The following is a 20,459-nucleotide window of genomic DNA, read 5'->3' on the forward strand; positions in this document are numbered from 1 at the left end:
GGGCCGGAGGTGGAGCTCCGTTTCTGCAATCCCGAGCTCACGAGCCTGGACGATCTCGACACCGAGATCCTCGCGTGCAGCGTGTGGTCGGACGCGCGCCCGGTGCACGGCGCCTTTGGCCTTTGTGATTGGCGCCTCGCCGGGCATCTCTCCGGGCTGCTTCGGAGCGGCTTCTTGACGGGCAAGCTTGGCGAGGTGCTGATGGTCCCGGCGAAGCCGCGCCTCACGTTCGACAAGCTCCTGTTTTTCGGGGCGGGACCCCGCGAGGGGTTTGGCGAGGAGGCCTTCCGCCGCGTCGTGCAGCACATGCTCGACGTGATGGAGGGCCTCGCCGCGCGTGTCGCGGTCGTTGAATTGCCGGGCCGCCCGGATGGCCTGATCCCGGCCGAACGAGCGGCCGACATCCTGCTCGCGAGCGCCGGCCGCAAGCGCGAGCACGACGTCTGGACGCTCGTCGAGGGCGCCGACGGCAAACAACGCATCACGCAACATATGATCGAAGAGCGGCGGCGGGTGCGGCGGGTGCTCTGAACGTCAGAGCGCCCGACAAACCCCTTTCCGCTCCGTATTGCAGATGCGCCCGTCGACCTTCGGCGCGAGCGGTTTGCCCTGCTTTTTCAGCGCGGCGAGTGCATCCAGCACGACCTGCTTCAGATCCGGCCCCTTGGCCACGACCATGGCCGGATTCAGCATCGTGTATCCGTCCTGGTTTCCTTTTACGCTCGGTGTGACCAAATAAGCGGTCGTCACCGCGTAGATCACGTCCTTCGGCCCTATCGTGCGAGGTTTGTCACCGAGCAACGTCAATTTTGAGGCCGTCTTTTTGGCCGGATCGTGCTCGAAGGCGAATCCGGCGATTTGCAGGAAGTGCCCCTGGCCCGTCCAGTCCTCGATGCTGCGGTTCACCACCTTTTGCAAGGTGTCCCCGGTGATCTCCAGGAGCCGGAGCTCCGCGGGATACGCGAAGAGCTCCTCGATGCGCCTCCGCGTGATCGGCTCGCCTTTGGGCAGGTTCAGGCCCAGCCGGAGCGAACCGCTGTTCACGAAGGCGACCTCGGGGCGCTTCTTCGCGTCGGGGAAGGCGCCGAGCGCGAGATCGAGGATCCAGTCGCCGAAGTTCGTCTCGAAGCGACGAATCTCGAGCTCCTCGGCGGCGAGCTCTTCCCCGGCGGTGCCCAGCACCTCGCCGAGGCACCCCGCGCCTGCGGGCGGCGTCTGCTGCGCGCAGTATTCCTCCTCGTGTTTTCGTAACGTGGCATCGACCCACGCCTTCATCTCGGGATCCTCGGGCACGGCCGCGCCTTCGAGCGGGACCCATTCGTGGGAGATCCGAAGGTTGCCACTTGAACGATCGATCGTGAGCACGTTTGCGCTCACCGCGTCCGCGTCGGCCTTGTAGATTCCGCGATTCCCGACCATGGCTTTTTGCTGTTGATGTTCGTGCCCGCCGACGAGCACGTCCGGTCCCTCGGCGCCGAGCCGTTTGAGCAGCGCATGGTCTGTGGTCATCGACAGGTGCGTGAGCCCGACGACCACGTCTGCGCCCTCGTTTCGGAGCGCCGCCGTCTGTGCGCGCGCGGCCTCGATCGGGTCGTGGACGCTCGCGACGTACGGCGCGTTCGCTCCAATCGTCACGCCGAAGATCCCGACTTTCAGCGCTCCGCAGGGCACGATCGTCCGCGGCAGCACCTTGCCTTCAGGCCACGTCACCGCGGGCTTGTTCTGCTCGTTCACCTTGAAATGCACATTGCTCGACAGCCAACGGAACTCCGACTCCCCGAGCCGCGCCGTGAGGACGTTCGGATCCTCCTTGTCGAACTCGTGATTGCCGAGGACCACGAAGAGCCGCTCGTCGCGCCCCTCCCGGCCGTCGAGCCGGTTCATGGCGTCGATCATCTGCCGACCCTTGTACATGTTGCTCAAGAGGGACGGAAACAGGAGGTCGCCCGCGTGCAGCACCACGAGATCCGGGTGCTTTTTTTCGAGCTCCTTTCGGAGCGTGCGGACACGCGCCATGCCGCCTCGGTCGCGCGGTAACGATTCGATCCGGTAGGTATCGTTGATCGAGAGCACGGCGCAGCCGGCCTTGGCCGCCGTCGTCGTCGTCGTCGTCGCGGGTTCGTCGGGGTGCTTCGCGGGCGTCTCGGTCGCGGGCGCGCCGCAGCCCGACACGAGGGCGAGGCCGAGAAGCAGGGCAGGGACGTGTGTCCGGGCACGATCACGAATCCGAGCCTTCATCGTTCGGAGCGTACACGCCTCTCCGAGCCGAAATCCAGCACGACAACGCTGTTGACTTTCAATTTCAACAACAGTACAGGGCATTTTCTTCCACGAGAACCGCATGCGCCCTCGCACCCTGCTCGGCTCGTTTTTGCTGCTCGCCTGCGCGACCCCGGCCTTCGCCGACGAGGCCAAACCCGCGCCCCCCGCCCCCGACGCCCCGCCAAACGAGGCGCCCGCAAAGGCCGAAGCCGCGCCGGACGCGGCCCCCGCGCCGCCGAAAGAAGGCGAAACCGCGGCCGAGGGGCGGGCCAAACCACCGCCGCCCGAGGTGATCGAGGTGAGCGTGCTCGGCCGGAGCGACGACGCGCTCCAGAAGGTCCCGGGCTCGGGCACGTTGATCGGCGCGAAGGAGATCCGCCGCGCGATGCCCGCGGAGACGGGCGAGATCCTGCGGCGCGTGCCGGGGCTCGTCGTGCGCCCCGAGGAGGGCCTTGGGCTGCGCCTCAACGTCGGCATGCGTGGCCTCGATCCGACGCGCAGCCGTCAGGTGCTCATCCTCGAAGACGGCATGCCCGTCGCGATCAACCCGTACGGCGAGCCAGATCTCTACTACTCGACGCCGGTCGAACGCATCCGCGCGGTCGAGGTCGTGAAGGGGTCGGGCAGCATTTTATTCGGACCTCAAACCATTGGCGGGGTCGTCAACTTCCTCACGGCGCTGCCCCCGGACAAACCCGAGTGGTCGCTCGAAGCGCAGGCCGGGCAACGCAACTACTTCAAGCTCTCGGGTCTCTACGGCGGCACGGCCGGCGACGCGCGGTACGTGCTGCAATTGACGCGCAAGCAAGGCGACGGCTTCCGCGGGATCGAGTTCCACGCGACGGATTTCCTCGGCAAGATCGCGTTCCCGACCTCGCCGCGCGGCGAGGCCACGTTCAAGATCGCGGTGTACGACGAGTTCTCGCGCTCGACGTACGTGGGCCTGACGCGTCGGATGTTCGAGCTCGACCCGCGCATGCCGTCGATCGCGCCGCACGACGGGTTCAACGTGCGCCGCTACGACGCCTCGCTCACCCACGAGTACCGCATCAGCGAGGCGACGCGGCTGCGCACGTTCATTTACGGCTACATCACGGATCGCGTCTGGCGCCGGCAGAACTACGACCGCGAGGCCCGGCCGGACGTCACCTACGAGCGGGTCGTCGGTGATGCGTCGGTCTCGGGCGCCGCGATCTATTTCCGCAATACCTCGATGGTCCGGGATCGCGAATACGAGGTCCTCGGCATCGAGCCGCGCGTCGAGCACCGCTTCGAGACGGGCCGGGTGCGCCACACGATCACGGCCGGCATGCGCGGGCACATCGAGACCGCCGACCGAAAACAGTTCCAGGGCGACATCATCGACACGGGGGCCGGGAACGTCCAGGACCGGGAGCACCACCGCACATTCGCGTTCGCCGCGTACGCCCAGGACCGCCTCGCGTTCCGGGACGATCTGTTGGTCACGCCCGGCGTCCGCGTCGAATACGCGGCGAACCTGCGCAACGTGGATCGAACGTCGGAGAGCGGCACGGCGAAGGACGTGAACAACCGCGGCACGAGTGATTCGGTCGCGGTGATGCCCGGCATCGGAATGGTGTACGGCACGCCGAAGCTGAATTTCTTCGGCGGCGTGCACGTCGGGTATGCGCCGCCGCGCGTGTCGGCCGCGATCTCCCCCGGCGGCCAGGACACGCAGCTCGACGCCGAGGAGAGCACGAACTACGAAATCGGCATGCGCCTCGCGCGGCCGAAATGGATTCGCGCCGAGGTCACGGGGTTCGTCATGAGCTTCCGCAACCAGATCGTCACGGGCACGGAGGCGAGCGGGTCCCAGAGCGAGCTCGCGAATGGCGGACGAACGCTGCATCGAGGCGTCGAGGCCCAGGTCACGTTCGGCGTCGGCCAGGCGCTTCATCTGCCGCTGACGGTCGACGTGACGGGGCGATATACGTTTTCCGTGGCCACGTTCCGCGGAGGCCCCTTCGACGGCAATCGATTGCCATATGCGCCGCTCCACACGGCGAGCGCGACGCTCGACGTCGAGCACCGCATCGGGATCGGGGCGCAGGTCGCGTGGAGCTACCTGAGTGATCAATTCGCCGACGAATACAACACGGTGCTCGTGGACCCGACGGGCCGCCTGGGGCTCGTGCCGTCGTACCACCTCGTCGACGTGGCTTTGCGGTATCGCCACGCGAAGACGGGGCTCGGCGCGCTCCTCACGATGAAGAACGCGCTCGATCAGGTGTTCGTGGCGACGAGGTTGCCCGACGGCATTCAAACGGGAGGATTCCGTCAGATCAACGTCGGGCTGCGGTGGGATCACCGATAGCCCGCACCACCGGCCCCTCTCCCTCGCGGGAGAGGGGTGTGTCCGGTCAAACGCTCATTTGGGGACCGGCGGGATCGGCACCGTGCCGACGGTGGTGCCGGCCTCGGCGCTCCACTGCCAGTTGTCGATGACGGCCGTCGAGTCGAGGGAGCCGTCGCCCGAGTCGTAGGCGCCCCAGCGAATGCGAATGGTGCTTCCCGGCGTGACGGGCGCCTGCGTCTTCAGCCAGCTCGTCGCCGCGTGGTCCTCGAAGCCGGTGCCAAGGAGCTCCGCCGTGCCGAGCGGGCACGCGAACGTCTTGCCGCCCGCAGTGCAGGGCGGGCCGCCCGAGCAGCCGCACACGTTCATGAACGCGTTGTTCACGCTGATGGGATTGCCCTGCATGTCGAACGAGATCTGCCCGTCGGTCTGGCCTGCCGGGATCGGCGAGAGGATCGCGACGAAGAAGTCGTTGTACTGGCTGCAAATGAAGACCGGCCACTCGTACGTGTAGAAGTTGAAGTCGAACGAGAAGCCCTTCGCGTTCTGCGGCACGCGAATCTCGAGTTCGACCGCCGTGGCGTCCTTGGGAACACCCGTGACCTTGCCCGGGCACGCCGGCGACTCCTTCGGGAAGCCCTGGGGATGGCCGCTGTTGTAGCCTTTGCTGAATCCACTCGGGCTCTGGTAGCCCGGGTCCGTCGGCTGTCGCGCCGCGCCGCTCGAAACGCTGAAGATCTTGTTGCCCGCGCGCGGCGTGACGTTCGGGCCGAAGCCGCTGAGGATGCCGTGGCCGACGTGGTAGTTCGCGTTGCTCGTGGCCGGCGAGCCGTCGGCCATGACCCATTGCGCGCTGACGACGCCCCAATCGTTGCCGCCCGGCGTGGCGATCTTGCAGAGCTCCACCGCGCGCGCCGCGTCGAATGCATCCATGCTGTCGACCGCGAGGGCCCCGTCGCAGGTCTCGACCGGCTCGTCGGTCAGCATGTTGCAGTTCTCGTCCGACGGCTTGTATTCGGGGTTCATCACGTCGCCGATGACCTCGACCGAGTTCGGGCTGACGTTGGGGTCGCAATCGTTGCAGTCGCCCTGCGCCTCGCTGAACCCGTCGCCGTCGTCGTCCACGTTGACGTCGGTATCGCAGACGGGGGCGCCGCCTCCGCCGCCGCCCGAGCCGACGAACGTGCCGCCGACGCCGTCGGGGTTCGAGCCGGCGGTGCCGCCCTGCCCGATGCCGCCCATGCCGCCGTTCGCGCTTCCGCCCGTCCAGTCCTCGCCCCCGGAACCCCCGTCTCCAAAGACGTTTCGGCCGCCCGTGGCCGTGCACGCGACGCCCAGCACGGTGCTGCCTGCAAGGCCGACGAGCCCGATCCACTTCACCAAGTTCCGCATGGCCACTCCTTGAAAAGCTTATCCGCGTCGAGACCCCGGGCCCCGAGGAACAAGGGGGCCGCGCGGCCGCGAGCAGTCTACAGGCAAGGAGCGTCCGTCGTGCAGCAAGAAATCCGCGAAGAGACGCAAAGATCGAGGCCCGTCGTCCGGACGATCGCTGGACCTCCAACGGTCGGCTGTCTGCCCTCCCGCGGCTAACGTGTCCGCGCGGTCTCCATCATCGCACGCCAAAAGCGCTCGAGCCGGTGTTCGATCGCGCCGAACACCGTGCCCGCAGGGTAATGGCCGGTGTCGTCCGCAATACCGGCAGGCGAGCCTGTGAGCAGCTCGATACCTTCTTCCACCGCAGAAACCACGTGAACGTGGAATTGTTTACGCTCGATAGCTTCGACCACATCGCTGCGCAACATCAGCGCATGCTGATTCGTGGCCGGGATCAGGACGCCCTGGTTGCCCGTGAGGCCTTTGGCCGCACAAAGATCGTAAAATGCCTCGATTTTTTCATTGAGGCCGCCCACGGGCAGGACGCCGCCTTGCTGATCGACGCTGCCCGTCACCGCGAGGTCCTGCCGGAGTGCATACCCGGAGAGCGCCGAGAGCAGCGCGTAAAGTTCGCTCGACGAGGCGCTGTCGCCGTCGATCGCCTCGTACGTCTGCTCGAAGACGAGCGAGGCGCCGAACGAGAGGGGGCGGAGCTGCGCGAACCGGAGCGACAAGAAGCCCGACAAGACGAGCACGCCCTTCGCGTGGATCGGGCCGCTCATTTCGACCTCGCGCGCGATGTTCACGGGCCCCTCGGTGCCCGGATACACGACGGCCGTGACGCGGCACGGCCGGCCAAACGTGACCGGTCCGTCGCTCAAGACCGAGATCGCGTTGACCTGGCCGACGCGCCGGCCCGTCACCTCGATGCGGATCGTGCCGTCGGCGAGCAGCTCGTGGACCTGGTCGCGGAAATGATCGCTGCGCCTGCGCGCCGCCGCGAGCGCGCCGACGATCTCGGCGCCGTCGATGACGCGTTTGTCCTTCCGCGCCGCGCGGTAGCTCGCCTCCGTCGCGACCTCCGCGAGCAGGCCGAGCTGCGCCGTGACCTTGCGCTGGCTTTCGGCGAAGCGGCCGCCGTAGAAGAAGAGCTCGGCGACGGCGTCGGCCGTGAGCGGCAAGAGGCGCCGCTCACGCACGATGTCCGCGAGGAACGAGGGGTACGTCGCGAGCGCCGCCCCGAGCGGCATCGTGCCCTCGAAGCGCGCCTGCACCTTGAAGAGCTGGGAAAACTCGGGGTCGGCCTCGTGCAGGTCCTGGTAGAGGTCGGGGCTCGCGATGAGCACGACCTTCAGGTCGAGGTGCATCGGCGGGAACATGAGCTCCTCGCTCGTGCCGCGGTAATACGTGGGGTTGTGCTCGGGGACGATGAACTTGCTCGCGAGCAAGCACGCCTTGAGCTGCTCGTAGAGCGCCTCGTTCTTGAGCAGCGCGTTCGCCGGCAGGATCAAAAATCCCCCGTTCGCCAGGTGCAGCGCGCCCGCCACGGCGAACCCCGGCTCCGGCGGCGTGCCCGTGTCGGGCGGCGCGTAGCTCCGGCCGAAGAGCGCAGACAAGGTCGGGTAGGGGACCTCCACGACCGGCGCGCCCGACCCAGGCTTGTGCTCGGTGAGCAACGTCGGCACCACGATGCCCCGCACGAGCACCGGCTGTTCGTCGTTGCCGGGTTCGTCCACGAGCAGGCGCGTCTCGCGCGTGACGAGCGTCTCCACCTCGCCGAGGAACGCGAGCAGCTCCTCCCGGCCCTCGAAGCGGGCGCGCACCGGCGAGAAGCACGCCTTCACCGCGTCGCCGAGGAGCTGCTTCGTCGTCGCGCGGAGCTCCGAGTCGGCCTCGTCCTGCACCTCGGCGAGCCGCTCCTCGAAGGCCTCGATCGCCGTCGTGATCAGCCGGATCGACTCGCTCGGCGGGTTCTCGTCGACGAGCGGCGTCACCTGGAACTCGCGCCCCGCGCGCACCACGTCGAGCCCGAGCCCCTTCGCCTGCGTGCGGAGCTCCTCTTCGAGCCGCGACTCCTCCGCCTCCACGCGCCGCTGTCCCCGCGCCCGCGCTTGTTTCCACCGCTCGCCTTCCGTCGCGCCGTGGATCGACTCCAGGAGCTTTGCGTAAAGCTCCTCCATCGCCTCCGTGAACGGCCGACCCTCGCCCGCGGGGAGCGTCAGCACGGTCGGCTCGCTCGGGCGCCGCGGGTTCGGCAGGAGCAACATGTCGTCCGGGGTGGACAGCGTCGCCGCGAGTCGCCGCGCCACCTGACGCGCGCAGAAGGTCCGTCCGCAGCCGGGCGGACCCACGACGACCACATGAAACCGGGACTGTCGGATATCCAGCCCAAACGAAAGCGCCGCGAGCGCGCGCTCCTGCGCCGCGATGCCCGAGACGGGCTCCACCTCATCGGTCGTCTGGAAAGACAACTCCGCGGGATCAATACGTTTCAGGCACTCCGCTGCGGTCAGCTCACGTGCGGGCATATCTCCGGAAGATACCACCCGACCCCGTCCCCCGCCCGGCCCTCCTCGCGATGAGGCACCGACGTCCTCGGCGGCGGGACGCTCGACGTCCCGTCAGCCGCAACGCAGCACGAGCACGGGGCACGTCGCCTTACGCAGGACACGCTCGAAGACCGCCCCGTGCTCCTCGCTGCGGAGCCCATGCCACACGAGCACGGTGAGATCCGCGGCGAGGACGTCGGCGAAGCGGAGGATCTCGTCCGCGGGGTCGCCGGCGCCGAGGAAAAAGCGCGTCGGCACGTCCTCGGGGCAGTGGCCGATGGTCTTCGCGAAGCGGTGCACGAACTCGGCCGAGAACGCGGGCCACTCGTGATGCGGCTGGTCCACGTACTGCGGCGCGCCCATCGCGCCCGGCTCCACGTGGGGGCCGTGTTGCGCCTCGCCCACGAGCACGAGGTCGAGCGACGCGCCCGCCCGCCGCGCGAGGGCTCCCGCCGGCTCGAGCGCGCTCGCCGTGCTCGGCGTCCCGTCGAGGGGCACGAGGATCCGCGCGAGCGAGAGCCTCTCCTCCGGCCGCACCACGATCACCGGCGCGTGCGACCGCTCGATCGTGTGCGCCGCGAGGTCGCCGATCCCGAGCCCACCCTGTCGGCCGCGCTCGGCCCCCACGATCACGAACGCCGTCGGGTGGGCCTCCGTGAAGGCCACGATTCGCTCCACGGGCTCGCCCACCTCCACGTCGAGCACCACGCCGTCGAGCGCGTGCGTGGGCAGCCCGAGGAGCCTCGACAGCTCGCCCGGCGCGACCTTCGCGTCCGCCACGAAGATCCCGTGCAGCGGCTCGTGCAGCGTCCTCGCCACGAGCTGGCCCATCGCGATCGCCGCCGCAGCCGCGGCCGTGTCCGCGCCGTTCAGGGCCACGAGCACCCGTTGCCTCTTCGGCCGCGCCTCGCTGCGCGGCCCTTCCTCGGCGCCTCGATCGACGCCGTGGGACGTCCTCTCCGCGACATCCGCCGGCTTCATGGCTCGATCTCCTCCCACGCCAAATACCTATCGTCCTTGCGCCGCGCCACGTAGGCCCGTCCCGGCTCGGCGCGCGCCGTGTGCCTCGCGCCCGCCTCGCCGCTGACGGCGAGCCCGATCGGCGCGGACCCCTCGACCACGTGCACCTCGACTGCGCCCGGCAGCGCGTGCACCCGCAGCGAGCGGCCGCGGAGCTGCATCGGCAAGGACACGCGCCGCATGCCCGGCAGGAGCGTCGGCTCGACGATCAGCGTCTCCGGGTCCTCGGGCGTGGTCCGCAGGCCCGCCACGCCGAAGGCGACGGCTTGCCACAGGCTCCCGAGCCCCGCTGCGTGCACGCCGCCCGCGGCGTTGCCCATGTTGTTGCCGAGATCGATCGACGCCGTCTGTTCGAGGTACCGCGTGGCCGTCGCGAGCAGCCCGAGCCGCGCCGCCACGAGCGCGTGGATCCCCGGCGAGAGCGAGCTGCCGTGCGCGGTGCGGGGCTCGTAATAGAGAAAGTTCTTCCGCCGCGCATCGGGCGAGAACTCGTCCCACAAGAGCGCGAGGAGCTGCACGACGTCCGCTTGCTTCACGACCTGCGAGCTCCGCGTCCGCTCTCGCCCGAGCAGCACGTCGATCGGCACCGTGCGCGGCGAGTACGCGGCCACGTCCACGTACGCGAGATCGAAAAATCCCTTGTGCTGTTCGAGCAGCCCCGTGCGTGGATCCTCGCCGAGGTACATCCGCGCGGCGATCTCCTCCCAGCGCGAGATCTCCTCCGGCGTGACCCCGAGCGCCGCTGCCTTCGCGCGCCCCACGCCCCGCGCGATCGCCACGGCGTACCGCAGGTTCTGCCGCGCCATCCAGTTCGTGAAGGCGTTGTCGTCTACGCTCTCGTGGTACTCGTCGGGCCCGATCACCCGGTCGATGTGGAACTTGCCGTCGGCTTTGACGGCGCCGCGGCTCACCCAGAAGCGCGCCGTCTCCACGAGGATCTCCGCGCCCTCCTCGCGCAGGATCCGCTCGTCGCCCGTGCTCTGCGCGTAGGCCCAGATCGCGTAGGCCACGTCGGCGCTGATGTGGTGCTCCTCCAGCCCCGACAGGATCGGCACGATCTCGCCGATCGGGCTCCGCACGAACTCCGGCGTCGTCTCGTCCCCCGTGTCCGCCGACTCCCACGCGTACAGCGCGCCCTCGTAGCCGAGCTTCTTCGCCTTGCGCCGTGCTCCATCGAGCGTGAGGTGCCGGTAGAGCAGGAGCGTCCGCGCCGCCTCGGGCCACGTGTGCACGTAGAACGGCACCATGAAGATCTCCGTGTCCCAGAAGACGTGACCGCGGTACGCCTCGCCCGAGAGCGCGCGCGCGCCGATCGAGCAGCGCGGATCGTGCGGCTGCACCGTCGCGATCAGGTGGTAGAGCGCGAACCGGAGCGCCCGCTCGATCCACGGCATGCCGTCGATCTCCACGTCCGACTGCCTCCACCGCGTCTGCCACGCCGCCACGTGCTCCCCGAGCAGCGCGCCGAACGACGTCGCCGCCGCTTCCCGTTCGAGCAGCTCGACCCGCTGCACCGGCGCCGTTCCGTCACGGGACGTGAACAGACCGACGACACGATGGAGCACACTCGGCTCGCCGAGCCGGACGCGCAGCGTGCACCGCTCCATCGCCGACACGGGCCCGATCTCCCGCTCGCAGCGCATCTCCAGCGATCCCGGATCGGCCGCCGTCGTGTGCGATGCGAGCGCGAGCTCGAGCCCCCCGTGGGTCTCGCCCACGAGGATCGGCCCCACGAGCCCCTGACGCGGCACGAACCCGGCCCAGTGCGACGAGCCACTCCCGCTCTTCACGTCGCCCGACAGCACCGCGTCGACGACCACCGTGCCCGAGAAATTCTGCGGCGTGATCTCCACCGCCTCCAGCAGCAGGTGCCGGTTCGCGAGCGACGCGAGGTGCGCCGTCCGGATCCGCGTCGCGTGCCCGCCCGGCCCCGTCCCGAGCCCTTCGCGCAGCAGGAGCCCGCGCCGCAGGTCGAGCGTCCGGTGGTGCCGCTCCATCGCCGTCGTCTCCACCGCGAACGGCTCGCCCTCCACCGTGAACCTGAGCCGCCCCCAGTCCGGCGCGATCACGAGCTCCGGCACCGGCGACACGTCCGACGATGGCTCGAACGCGCCCGCGAGGAACGTCGCCGGCCGCGACACGCTGCTGCCCTCCGCGATCGACCCGCGCACCCCGAGGTAGCCGTTCGCGATCGTCAGCAGCGACTCGATCTCGTGCTCGCGCGCCACGTCGAAGCCGCTCTCCACCACGCCCCACGCGGGGTCTCGTGACGGCGCGAACGGCCCCATCTGCGCTTCCAGCGCGAGCTGCTGCTCCAGGATGTCCGCGAGCCCTGCGGGCCCGAACGCCTCGCCCACGACGAGCACGTCCTCGGGCTCGATCCCGAACGGCCGCGCGAGCTCGCCCATCATGAACGAAAGCACGTCCTCGTGGTCTGCCGTGGGGGCGATCTCGACGGGCCTGCCGCGGTGGTCGAACCCGAACACGCGCGCGCCGCCGTCCGCCGCGACGTATAGCCGTTTCCTTGGCTCTTCCGCGATCGACGCCTCGACCGCTGGCAAGAGCGCGCCGAGGCTCGCCTCCGTCACGATCGCCACCCGCGCGCCTCGTTCGAGCAGCGCTTCTACGAGGCCGAATGCCCGCGTCGACTCGGGCGCTTGTGCGGACGCGCCTCGCGGGTCCCAGGTCAGCACGAACAGCCGAAAGAGGTGATCGAGCTCGGGCAGGGCGGACGTCGTGACGAACCCGGACGAGCGACCGGGCGTAGGCTCTCGGATCTCGGCGGCAGCGGTGGACGTCATGGGCCTCGTCCATCGAGCGAGGACCGTGCCGTCTCCGCGCCCCCGGGCGTATCCCCGAATCCGTGCAGCTCCGTGGCATTTGCATCCCCTGCGCACGGAGCACGAAACGGGCGGGCGTGCGGGACGCCGTTCAGGCGGCCAGCCGCGAAAGCTCGTCGAGCAGTTTTTCGAGATCGAACGGCTTTCGGATCATCGCGCGCACCCGGCGAACGGGCACATCGAGCCGTGACTCGTTCATCGCGGAGAGTACCATCACGGGGACGTCGATTCCTGCGCGATCGAGCGCGGCGAGGAACGCGTCGCCTTTCATCTCGGGCATCAAGTAATCGAGGAGAATCACATCGGGCCGGGCGCCTGCTTCCAACCGCGCGAGCGCTGCGCTCGCCACGGTGTGGGCTTCTACGTCGTAGCCTTCTTCCCGCAGCAGATCGGAAAGCGCTTCGACCAGGGCATCATCGTCATCCACGATGAAAACCGAGGGCCCGGATTTTTTGTCGCAGGGGCTACCGGGCGGCGCGGCCGGCACGTTCGGGCTCGGGCTCATGGGCCCCTTCCATCGAGCAGGTTCCCCGCGTCGTCGAGCCTCCGGACCCCTTGCCGCCGCTGGCCGATCGATTCATACGTTGTGAACGGCTGGCTCGACTTTGTGGGCCCGTTTGTCCAGGTAGAAATCGAGTTGGGGTAGGGACTTTCCGTAGGGCGTGTTCCGCGTGCGCCCGACCACAGCCGCACTTGACGCGCGAGTCAGGCTGAGGCCCAATTCGATGAAGGGCGGTCCTTGTCATGTCGGACACGAATAACAGCATCCGCGTTTACCTCATCGATGATCATCCCGTGTTGCGGGAGGGTTTTGCCAAAGCGTTGGAGGCAGAGCCGGGGATGACCGTCGTCGGGCAAGCGGGCACGGCGGCCGATGCGCTTCGGGAAGTGCAGTCGATCAAGCCCGAGGTCGTGCTGGTCGACTTGAACATTCCCGATCGCGACGGCATCGAGCTCCTCGCGGCCCTTCGCGTCCAGGTGCCCTCTGCGAAGCTGCTCGTGCTGAGCTGCTACGACGACGAATTCCGCGTCGCCGAGGCGCTGCGCGCCGGGGCACAGGGCTACCTCGTCAAGACCAGCGAGCTTGCTGAAGTCATCGACGGCATTCGGCGCATCGCGAGCGGCGGCGCGCCGTTGAGCCAGCGCATCGCGGGCGCTGTCGTCCGCGCGATGCGCAAACCTGCGCCCGAGGGTACGGGCGGCCTGGACGCGCTCACGCCACGCGAGCGCCAGGTCTTGCGCCTCCTCGCGGCGGGCATCTCCACCCGCGAGACGGCCGCGCGGCTCACGATCAGCCCGAAGACCGTCGAGACCCACCGCGTGCGGATCTACGCGAAGCTCGGCTGCAAGAGCGCCGTCGAGCTCACGCGCATCGCAGTCCGCACCGGCCTCATCGAGGCCTGACGCCTCGCTCCGCGGGCCCGATCGCCGGGCCGATCCATCGGAAAAACCGAAGTTCCTTTCGACGCTCCGATCAGGTGTCGCCGTCGCGCAGCGCACCAGATCGTTTGTGCTGCAACAACAAATCGATCCGAACTCCATCGATCGTGAGGCCCTCGATCGCGCAGTTCGTGATCGTCACGCCCGCGAGGTTCACGTCGTCGAGCGATGACCCTTCCAACGAAGCGTTGTGAATCTTCGCCTGCGCGAACGTCACGTCGTCGAACGTCGCGGACTCGAACGACACGTTCTTCATGCTCGCCCGCGCAAAGCTCGCGTCATCGAGCCTCGTGTCCTCGAACGACGCGTTGTGGATCGTCGCCTTGGAAAAACTCACGTCGTCGAACGACGCGCCTTCGAACGTCGTGTCGTGCACCTTCGCGTCGGCCATCGTGACGTCGTCGAGTTCGATTTTTTCGAACGACGCGTGCGAAACCTTCGTCGGCAACGTCGGTGTGTTTCCGGACTTGGCTCCGGTCGTCCTCGCAGGGCCGGTGGGCTTCGATCGCGCCTTCTTCTTCATGCGTACATGCTACCCCTCTTCGCCGACTCGGGCTTCCCCCGTACGGTCACATCCAGGACGCCATGCACGAGCCTGCCACGCTTCCCCATCACGCCATCGTCACCGCGCCCGGAGCCTCGCCTTCGCGCTGCATGCTCGTGCTGCACGGGATCTTCGGCTCCGGCGGCAACTTCCGGACGTTCACGCGCGCGCTCGCGACGGCCTGCCCCGATTGGACCTTCGTGCTCGTCGACCTTCGCGCGCACGGCCTCTCCACCTCGCTCCCACCTCCCCACACGCTCGCGGCCGCGGCGGACGATCTCGTTCGGCTCGGCGCTGCGCTCCCGCTCGACGTGCGCGGCGTGATGGGCCACTCCTTCGGCGGAAAGGTCGCGCTCGCGTACGCCGAGCGCAGGCGCGGCGAGCTCGATCAGCTCTGGGTCCTCGACTCGACGCCGAGTGCGCGTCCTTCGGGCATGGACCGTGTCGGCGCGGCGAAGATCCTCGCCATGCTCGAATCCTTCCCCGCCGAGCTTCCGTCCCGCGAGCGATTCCTCGAGCTCGTCACCTCGCACGGCGTCTCGCGCGCCGAGGCCGACTGGCTCGCGATGAACGTCCGCCGCGAGGGCGACGCCTTCCGCTTCCGCCTCGACCTCGCCGCGATCCGCGACCTGCTCGCCGACTACTTCGCCCAGGACCTCTGGCCGGTCCTCGAGCGGCCCGACGGCCGTCGGCGCACCGGGTTCGTCATCGGCGGCCGTTCCGACACGGTCAGCGCCGACGATCGGACGCGCCTCGCCTCGCTCGCTGCCAAGGATCCGACGCTCAGCGTTCACATCCTCCCGGACGCCGCTCACTGGGTGCACGTCGACGACCCCGAGGGCCTCCTTCGCATCCTTGGCGCGGCCCTCGGCGGCTGAGGACTTTGCGCGAGGGTTTTTCCGGGCTACGGAGGGGAGGCCATGCGAATCGCCTCCTGGAACGTGAACTCGATCCGTGCCCGCCTCGAACATCTCCGCACCTTCCTCGGCAGTGCGAGCCCGGACGTCCTCTGCATGCAGGAGACCAAGGTCGAGGATGACAAATTCCCCGAGGAGGCCCTCGGCGACGCGGGCTATCGCGTCGTCCATTTCGGCCAGAAGACCTACAACGGCGTCGCCATCGCCGCGCGGTACGGCCTCGGCATCGAGGACGTGAAGAAGAACCTCGACGGCGACGAGGACGACGCCCCGCGCAGGTTCCTCGCCGCCACGATCGAGGGCGTCCGTATCGTCAACGTCTACGTGCCCAATGGCCAGGCCGTCGGCACCAAGCCTTTCGCCTACAAGCTCGCCTGGTTCGAGCGGCTCGGGCTCGACCTCGCCACGCACCACAAGCCCGACGAGCCCTTGCTCGTCTGCGGCGACTTCAACGTCGCGCCGACGGACCTCGACGTCTACGAGCCCAAGCGCTGGGAGGGGCAGGTCCTCTGCCACCCGGACGAGCGCGCCGCCCTCGGGCGCCTTCTCTCCTGGGGCCTCGTCGACGCCCTGCGCGAGCGCCGCCCCGAGGAGAAGCTCTACTCCTGGTGGGACTACCGCATGGGCGCTTACCGCAAGAACCATGGCTTGCGCATCGACCTTGCCCTCGTCACGCCGCCGCTCCTCGCGCGCACGAAGGACGTCTGGGTCGACCGCAGCGTCCGTGAGCTCGAGCGACCCAGCGACCACGCCCCCGTCCTGATCGACATCGGCGAAAGTCAAGCCTGACTTCGGACAATCCCCGTCCGATCGGACCAAAAACGACCGCCCTCAGATCGGACATACCCTGTCCGATCTGCCCCCATTTCGCCCCCGATCGAACCGTTCGATTTGCTAGTTTTCTCCGCGTGATGCGGCTCAACCTGGATGGTTATTCGCTCGACCTTCCCCCCGAATGGTCGGGTCTCGAAGACGTGACCTATTCCGATCCGAGCACCCTGCCTCCGGTCGCGCTCGCGGCTGAAGGAGGCACGGGCCGGCTCATGGTGGCCGAGATGCTCTTCGACGACGACGACGAGCAACCCGGCGGCGAGCCCGAAGAGCTCGAAGCCCTCGCGCGCGCCTGGGGCAAACGCCGCAGGCTCGAACCCCTGGAGATGGGCACCCACGAGCGGCCCGACGGCGTCGTCGCCACGGCCACCTACCTCGTGCGCGGCTGCTTCGTGCAGATCTGGTTCCTCTCGAACGGCGACCGCGTCGTGCAGGCGAGCTACGTCTGCCCCTGGGACGAACGTGACAACGAGGAGGCCGATCGCGAGGCGATCGTGCGCTCTCTCCGCTGGTCGTGAAGCGTTAGCGGCCGGGCGCGCCGCCCTCGTCCTTGTCGGCCTTCGTGGCCACGGGCGGGGGCGACGCCGCTTCCTTGGCTTCGTTGCCTTCCTTCGCTTTGCCTGCCTCTTCCTTCGACGCCGCTTCCTTCGACGCCGCTTCCCCCTTCGCGTCCTTGCTCGCCGCGCTCGCCGCGCTCACCGCGCTCGCCGCGTTTCCCCCGCCGCCACGCAGGTGCGACTCCTCCACGCACGTCGGCCGCATCTTCTCGGGACAGGCGATCCGCACGTGGAAGTGATCGTCGTGCACGTCCGCGTCTGCGGGGCTCATCAGCGCCGCTGCCGCCTTCGTGTAGAGATCCTTCGGCACGTTTTTCTTCGCCGCGTACTTGAGCAGCCGCGTGCGCAGGCCTGCTGACACGAACAGGTACCGCACGTCGGTCTTCGTATCGGTGAGCAGCGCCTCGACGAACGCCCAGTTGCGCTCGTCGTCGAAGCGCACGACCTCGCCGCCGCGGGCGCGCCCGTCGCTGCCGAACGCCACGAACCGGTGCGGGTTCACGTGTTTGCCCTTCTCGCTCACCATGTAGAAGCCGACGTCCGCGTCGCGCCCCGACTGATGCGAGTTGTGCCCGAAGAGCGCCCCGCCGCTCTTCGCCGACAGGTCACCCACGTACAGCACCGACCCCTTATGTTTCCCGCTCACCTTGGCGGCAGCGCGCCGGAGCACCCGCACGAGGTCGGGCAGCGCGTACGCGTGCCCGCCGCCGCGCACCTCGACCGACTTGCTCGACGCGAGCTTCTCGCCCCCGTACAGCCTGCCCTTGTTCGGCGCGCCCGCCGACAGCGCGCCTTTGGGCTTCCGTTCCTTCTCCGCGCCCTTCTTCGGCTCGCCCTTGTCCTTCTTGCCCTTGTCCTTGTCCTTCGAGGGCTCGGACTTCGCCGCCTTGGCGCCTGGCGCGGCCTCGGCGGCGCGCGGGCCTGTGGCGACGAGCGCGAGGCCGAGGAGGAGGGGCGCGGCGATCCGGGCGAGCAGGCGCATGATGCCGCGGACGTTAGCGCGCTCGTGGCGCGCGGGGGAGGGGATGCGAGCGACCGATCGTGGGGTTTTGCGCGACCGACCTCAGCCGCGTCGCGACCATGAGCTGGCCCACAAGAAAAAAGAATGCATTCAGGTGCTTGACATGGGCCATGGGGACGGGTAGAAGCCTCGTCGCGTCCCACCCGAGGGCGGCGCGGATGCGCCCGTAGCTCAGCTGGATAGAGCGTCGGACTTCGAATCCGAAAGTCGCCCGTTCGAATCGGGCCGGGCGTACCGGGTTCCGAGTCGACTCTACCCAGGGGAGCTCGGGAGGCCGTTGAAAATCGAAGCAGCAAAACCGGGCCATTAGCTCAATTGGTAGAGCAGTGGACTCTTAATCCATTGGCTGAAGGTTCAAGTCCTTCATGGCCCACCCGGTTCCAGAACGAAAAGGCCGGTACGCTCCCCGCGTGCCGGCCTTTCGGTTTTTGTCCTCCGAGGCCGCGCTTCCCCCCGACCTCACCGGTTCCTTCGTCGTCCCACCTTCTGCGCGCGCCGCCGCGCCTTCTTCTTGTTCCGCTCGACGCGGGCTGGCGCCGTCGGAAGTCGCGGAGCCGCCTCCCGTCGCGCGAACTCTTGGATCGCATGGAGCAGCGCTACCGGATCGAACAACGGCCCCTCGTCGTCGTCCTCCTCCCACGCATCGAACTCTTCACTCGACCGCAGCACGTGCGTGAGCGCGAGCGCCATTCCCTTGTCGAGCACCTCCACAAATTCCTTTGCGTGGGGCAGCCCGAGCTCGCGGTCTGCGAACGCGAAGAACGCCCGTAGGGTCGACACGAACATCGGCGCGAGGTCCGAAGGCAGCACCGACTCCATCGCGGGCACGCCGTCGAGCAGCGCTGCCACGAGGTCCTCCGGCACGAGCCTCGTCAGCACCACGTCCTGTTCGAGGCGCAGGATCCGCAGCACCGCCCTTGCACGGAGCCCCTTCGGATCCTTCACGCGAAGCGCTGCCGCCTCCGGCGACGCACCGAACCGCAAGCAGAGCGCGTCCTCGATCGTCTCCGCCTCCTCGTCGAGGATCCGCCCGTCCGCCGACACCATCCGCTCGTCCAGCGCGCGGCGCTCCGAGCCTTCCGGGAAGTCCTCCGCCCACCTGGCGTCGCGCGTGGCCTCGTACGTCGTGGGGTTCGTCCGGTCCGACCGTTCTGTGTGTTCCACGTAAAACCTCCACGCATGCTTTACGCGAACCCGAGGCAGTTTGTCTACGGAACCGTAGACAAACCGTCCTCGCGGCCGGCAGCGAGCCAGGGGGAGGGCGGTCGGGTGTGGGGGGAGGGAGGATCGGGACCGCGGGAAGGCGGCCCCGGAGCCGGAGGGCGCTCGTCAGGGACTGACGGAGAAGGATCCGTCGCTCAGAACCACTGGCCGACGAGCTTTTTCTTGCGCTCGAGGCTCTTCAGGTGGTGGAGCTCCAGCTCCCAGAGCTCCGTCTCCTTGATCAGCGCCTTCGTGTCCGTGGGCTTCTTCTTCTCGTGCTTCTTCACGAACGCGTAGCCCGTGAGCTTGTCGCCGACCTGGACCGTCACGCCTTCGGGCATCTCCCCGAGCGTGATCCGCATCGTCGACTCGCGGGTGTGCTTGCCGTGCTTGCAGATCTCCCGGTAGACGATCCGCCCATTCTGAATGCTGTGGATCCGGTTCGTCTCCACGCAATCGTAGGGGTACTCGGTCGTGTAGCTGTACACGATTTCGAGCTCGGTCTTGCCGTCCTTCTGTGCGACTTTCGTCACCTCGTACGTCTCAAAATGTCCGAGCTTCGGGTGCCCGGCCATCTCTTTTTCGCCATTCGCGACCTCCGAGATGTGCACCTTGTCGATCGCCTTCGGACGCACCTCGTCGGCGGACTTCTTCGACTCTTTTTCGCTGAGCTGGTCGATCTTCTTCAGCGTCTCCTCGGAGAAAAGCGGCTTCACGTACTTCGCGCCGCGCTCCGTGTACGAGTTGCCGAAGGCGGCGCTGTCGAGCTCCGGCGTCTTCGACGTCCCGTTCGAGGCCGCGAAGGCGCAATACATGTCCCGCTCCGTCGCGGCGTCGAGACGGGCGCGGACGTCGTCCCCCTGCATACGCGAGCTCTCGACCGCGTACAGGTAATCACGCTCCGTGGCGTCGTACGCCTTCTTGATCGCGACGCGCAGGTCCCTTTGAAACCCGACGCGCGTCGTCAAGATGTCGATGTACGAATTGCCGCTCGCCGCCTTCTCGGCCGTGTCCTTCAGGCCAAGCAGCGCGCTGATGCGCCCGTACGGGCTCGGGATCTTCGACGCGTCCGCGATCTCCGTCGCCCACTTCGCGTCGAGCGCCCGCGCCTCCTTGTCGATCGCGAGATAGTCCGCGTAGCACTTCGCGAGCCACGTCCTGCGCATGGCCGCCACGATCAGCGCCTGGTACGTCTCGTCCGCCGTGTTGGACTTCTCGTCCTCCGGCATCTTGTCCCAGCCCGTGAGCCACGTCGGGTCCGGGTTCTTCAGCGTCCGGCGCGGGTTGAACAGGTAGATGTACGTCGCCTTGTCCTGGTACTCCTTCACGCCCGCTTGCTTCTTGAAGTCGGGCACGCACATGTGGCCCTGGCAGGACGTGTAATCCCACGACTTGAACGTCGCGAGCACCGCCTTGCCCGCCTCGTCCTCGTCGTACGGCAGGATGCCGAAAGGCCCCACCGTATTCTCACCTCCGCCGCCGAGGCCCGGGATGTTCGTCTGAAGGTTGACGAGACCACAACCGGACGCGAGCAGCCCGGAGGCAACGATAAACGCGTATTTGCTCATTGTATCGGGTCGCCAGCTA

Annotated in this window: 16 protein-coding genes and 2 tRNA genes; 8 read left to right on the forward strand and 10 right to left on the reverse strand. The window is 68.1% G+C overall.

Annotation, left to right across the window (positions count from 1 at the left end):
* The first annotated feature begins 9 nt into the window (after positions 1–9).
* The gene (locus QHF89_RS00500; protein WP_136934077.1) at positions 10–531 is read left to right on the forward strand and encodes a M17 family peptidase N-terminal domain-containing protein; all 522 of its coding nucleotides are present in this window, start codon (positions 10–12) and stop codon (positions 529–531) included.
* 3 nt (positions 532–534) lie between these two features.
* On the opposite strand, the gene QHF89_RS00505 is transcribed toward QHF89_RS00500, so the two are convergent.
* Positions 535–2,238: a bifunctional metallophosphatase/5'-nucleotidase gene (locus QHF89_RS00505; protein WP_284719868.1), complete on the reverse strand. Its 1,704-nt coding sequence runs from the start codon at positions 2,236–2,238 to the stop codon at positions 535–537.
* Between the two features lie 103 nt (positions 2,239–2,341).
* Between QHF89_RS00505 and QHF89_RS00510 the strand changes: the two genes are divergently transcribed.
* Positions 2,342–4,597, forward strand: a complete 2,256-nt coding sequence (locus QHF89_RS00510) for a TonB-dependent receptor family protein (RefSeq protein ID WP_136965139.1) — start codon at positions 2,342–2,344, stop codon at positions 4,595–4,597.
* Positions 4,598–4,651: 54 nt separating this feature from the next.
* Here the strand turns inward: QHF89_RS00510 and QHF89_RS00515 are convergent, their stop codons facing one another.
* The 5 genes from QHF89_RS00515 to QHF89_RS00535 form a co-directional block, all read right to left on the reverse strand.
* Positions 4,652–5,968: a hypothetical protein gene (locus QHF89_RS00515; RefSeq protein ID WP_284719869.1), complete on the reverse strand. Its 1,317-nt coding sequence runs from the start codon at positions 5,966–5,968 to the stop codon at positions 4,652–4,654.
* A 194-nt stretch (positions 5,969–6,162) separates the two neighbouring features.
* Entirely contained in the window at positions 6,163–8,478 is a 2,316-nt protein-coding gene (locus tag QHF89_RS00520; RefSeq protein WP_136934080.1) for an ATP-binding protein, read from the reverse strand.
* A gap of 93 nt (positions 8,479–8,571) precedes the next feature.
* A complete protein-coding gene (locus tag QHF89_RS00525; RefSeq protein WP_136965140.1) occupies positions 8,572–9,480 on the reverse strand; it encodes a universal stress protein in 909 nt (302 codons plus the stop codon).
* A complete protein-coding gene (locus QHF89_RS00530) occupies positions 9,477–12,320 on the reverse strand; it encodes a glycoside hydrolase family 65 protein (protein ID WP_136965141.1) in 2,844 nt (947 codons plus the stop codon). The genes QHF89_RS00525 and QHF89_RS00530 overlap by 4 nt, the downstream gene beginning before the upstream one ends.
* Before the next feature lie 130 nt (positions 12,321–12,450).
* On the reverse strand, positions 12,451–12,846 hold the full coding sequence (locus tag QHF89_RS00535) for a response regulator (protein WP_232379934.1): 396 nt from the start codon (positions 12,844–12,846) through the stop codon (positions 12,451–12,453).
* Positions 12,847–13,103: 257 nt separating this feature from the next.
* On the opposite strand from QHF89_RS00535, the gene QHF89_RS00540 reads away from it, so the two are divergent.
* Positions 13,104–13,763 (forward strand): response regulator, encoded by a 660-nt coding sequence (locus tag QHF89_RS00540; RefSeq protein ID WP_136934084.1) that lies wholly within the window; start codon positions 13,104–13,106, stop codon positions 13,761–13,763.
* Between the two features lie 70 nt (positions 13,764–13,833).
* On the opposite strand, the gene QHF89_RS00545 is transcribed toward QHF89_RS00540, so the two are convergent.
* Entirely contained in the window at positions 13,834–14,322 is a 489-nt protein-coding gene (locus QHF89_RS00545) for a pentapeptide repeat-containing protein (RefSeq protein ID WP_136965142.1), read from the reverse strand.
* A 62-nt stretch (positions 14,323–14,384) separates the two neighbouring features.
* Between QHF89_RS00545 and QHF89_RS00550 the strand changes: the two genes are divergently transcribed.
* From QHF89_RS00550 to QHF89_RS00560, 3 genes are all read left to right on the forward strand, one after another.
* A complete protein-coding gene (locus tag QHF89_RS00550; protein ID WP_136965143.1) occupies positions 14,385–15,221 on the forward strand; it encodes an alpha/beta fold hydrolase in 837 nt (278 codons plus the stop codon).
* A 42-nt stretch (positions 15,222–15,263) separates the two neighbouring features.
* A complete protein-coding gene (gene xth, locus QHF89_RS00555; protein WP_136965144.1) occupies positions 15,264–16,049 on the forward strand; it encodes an exodeoxyribonuclease III in 786 nt (261 codons plus the stop codon).
* A 119-nt stretch (positions 16,050–16,168) separates the two neighbouring features.
* Positions 16,169–16,609, forward strand: coding sequence for a hypothetical protein (locus QHF89_RS00560; RefSeq protein ID WP_136934088.1), 441 nt, complete (start codon positions 16,169–16,171; stop codon positions 16,607–16,609).
* Between the two features lie 4 nt (positions 16,610–16,613).
* Here the strand turns inward: QHF89_RS00560 and QHF89_RS00565 are convergent, their stop codons facing one another.
* On the reverse strand, positions 16,614–17,630 hold the full coding sequence (locus tag QHF89_RS00565; protein ID WP_136965145.1) for a penicillin-insensitive murein endopeptidase: 1,017 nt from the start codon (positions 17,628–17,630) through the stop codon (positions 16,614–16,616).
* A 199-nt stretch (positions 17,631–17,829) separates the two neighbouring features.
* Between QHF89_RS00565 and QHF89_RS00570 the strand changes: the two genes are divergently transcribed.
* Positions 17,830–17,903: transfer RNA gene (locus QHF89_RS00570), tRNA-Arg, on the forward strand.
* A gap of 66 nt (positions 17,904–17,969) precedes the next feature.
* A tRNA-Lys gene (locus tag QHF89_RS00575) sits at positions 17,970–18,042 on the forward strand.
* An 86-nt stretch (positions 18,043–18,128) separates the two neighbouring features.
* Here the strand turns inward: QHF89_RS00575 and QHF89_RS00580 are convergent.
* Both QHF89_RS00580 and QHF89_RS00585 read right to left on the reverse strand, forming a co-directional pair.
* Positions 18,129–18,833 carry a hypothetical protein gene (locus tag QHF89_RS00580; protein ID WP_284719870.1) on the reverse strand — a complete coding sequence of 235 codons (705 nt, stop codon included), beginning with the start codon at positions 18,831–18,833 and terminating at the stop codon, positions 18,129–18,131.
* Positions 18,834–19,027: 194 nt separating this feature from the next.
* Entirely contained in the window at positions 19,028–20,440 is a 1,413-nt protein-coding gene (locus QHF89_RS00585; RefSeq protein WP_136965147.1) for a hypothetical protein, read from the reverse strand.
* Between the last annotated feature and the right edge of the window lie 19 nt (positions 20,441–20,459).

The sequence above is a fragment of the Polyangium sorediatum genome, assembly GCF_029946465.1.
Lineage (GTDB): Bacteria > Myxococcota_A > Polyangia > Polyangiales > Polyangiaceae > Polyangium > Polyangium fumosum.

Bases quoted from the DNA above. Each gene is read 5' to 3' on its own strand.
- QHF89_RS00585 (WP_136965147.1), bottom strand. From the start codon at position 20,440: ATGAGCAAATACGCGTTTATCGTTGCCTCCGGGCTGCTCGCGTCCGGT.
- QHF89_RS00545 (WP_136965142.1), bottom strand. From the start codon at position 14,322: ATGAAGAAGAAGGCGCGATCGAAGCCCACCGGCCCTGCGAGGACGACC.
- xth (WP_136965144.1), top strand. From the start codon at position 15,264: ATGCGAATCGCCTCCTGGAACGTGAACTCGATCCGTGCCCGCCTCGAA.
- QHF89_RS00550 (WP_136965143.1), top strand. From the start codon at position 14,385: ATGCACGAGCCTGCCACGCTTCCCCATCACGCCATCGTCACCGCGCCC.
- QHF89_RS00530 (WP_136965141.1), bottom strand. From the start codon at position 12,320: ATGACGTCCACCGCTGCCGCCGAGATCCGAGAGCCTACGCCCGGTCGC.
- QHF89_RS00510 (WP_136965139.1), top strand. From the start codon at position 2,342: ATGCGCCCTCGCACCCTGCTCGGCTCGTTTTTGCTGCTCGCCTGCGCG.
- QHF89_RS00515 (WP_284719869.1), bottom strand. From the start codon at position 5,968: ATGCGGAACTTGGTGAAGTGGATCGGGCTCGTCGGCCTTGCAGGCAGC.
- QHF89_RS00565 (WP_136965145.1), bottom strand. From the start codon at position 17,630: ATGCGCCTGCTCGCCCGGATCGCCGCGCCCCTCCTCCTCGGCCTCGCG.
- QHF89_RS00505 (WP_284719868.1), bottom strand. From the start codon at position 2,238: ATGAAGGCTCGGATTCGTGATCGTGCCCGGACACACGTCCCTGCCCTG.
- QHF89_RS00520 (WP_136934080.1), bottom strand. From the start codon at position 8,478: ATGCCCGCACGTGAGCTGACCGCAGCGGAGTGCCTGAAACGTATTGAT.
- QHF89_RS00525 (WP_136965140.1), bottom strand. From the start codon at position 9,480: ATGAAGCCGGCGGATGTCGCGGAGAGGACGTCCCACGGCGTCGATCGA.
- QHF89_RS00540 (WP_136934084.1), top strand. From the start codon at position 13,104: ATGTCGGACACGAATAACAGCATCCGCGTTTACCTCATCGATGATCAT.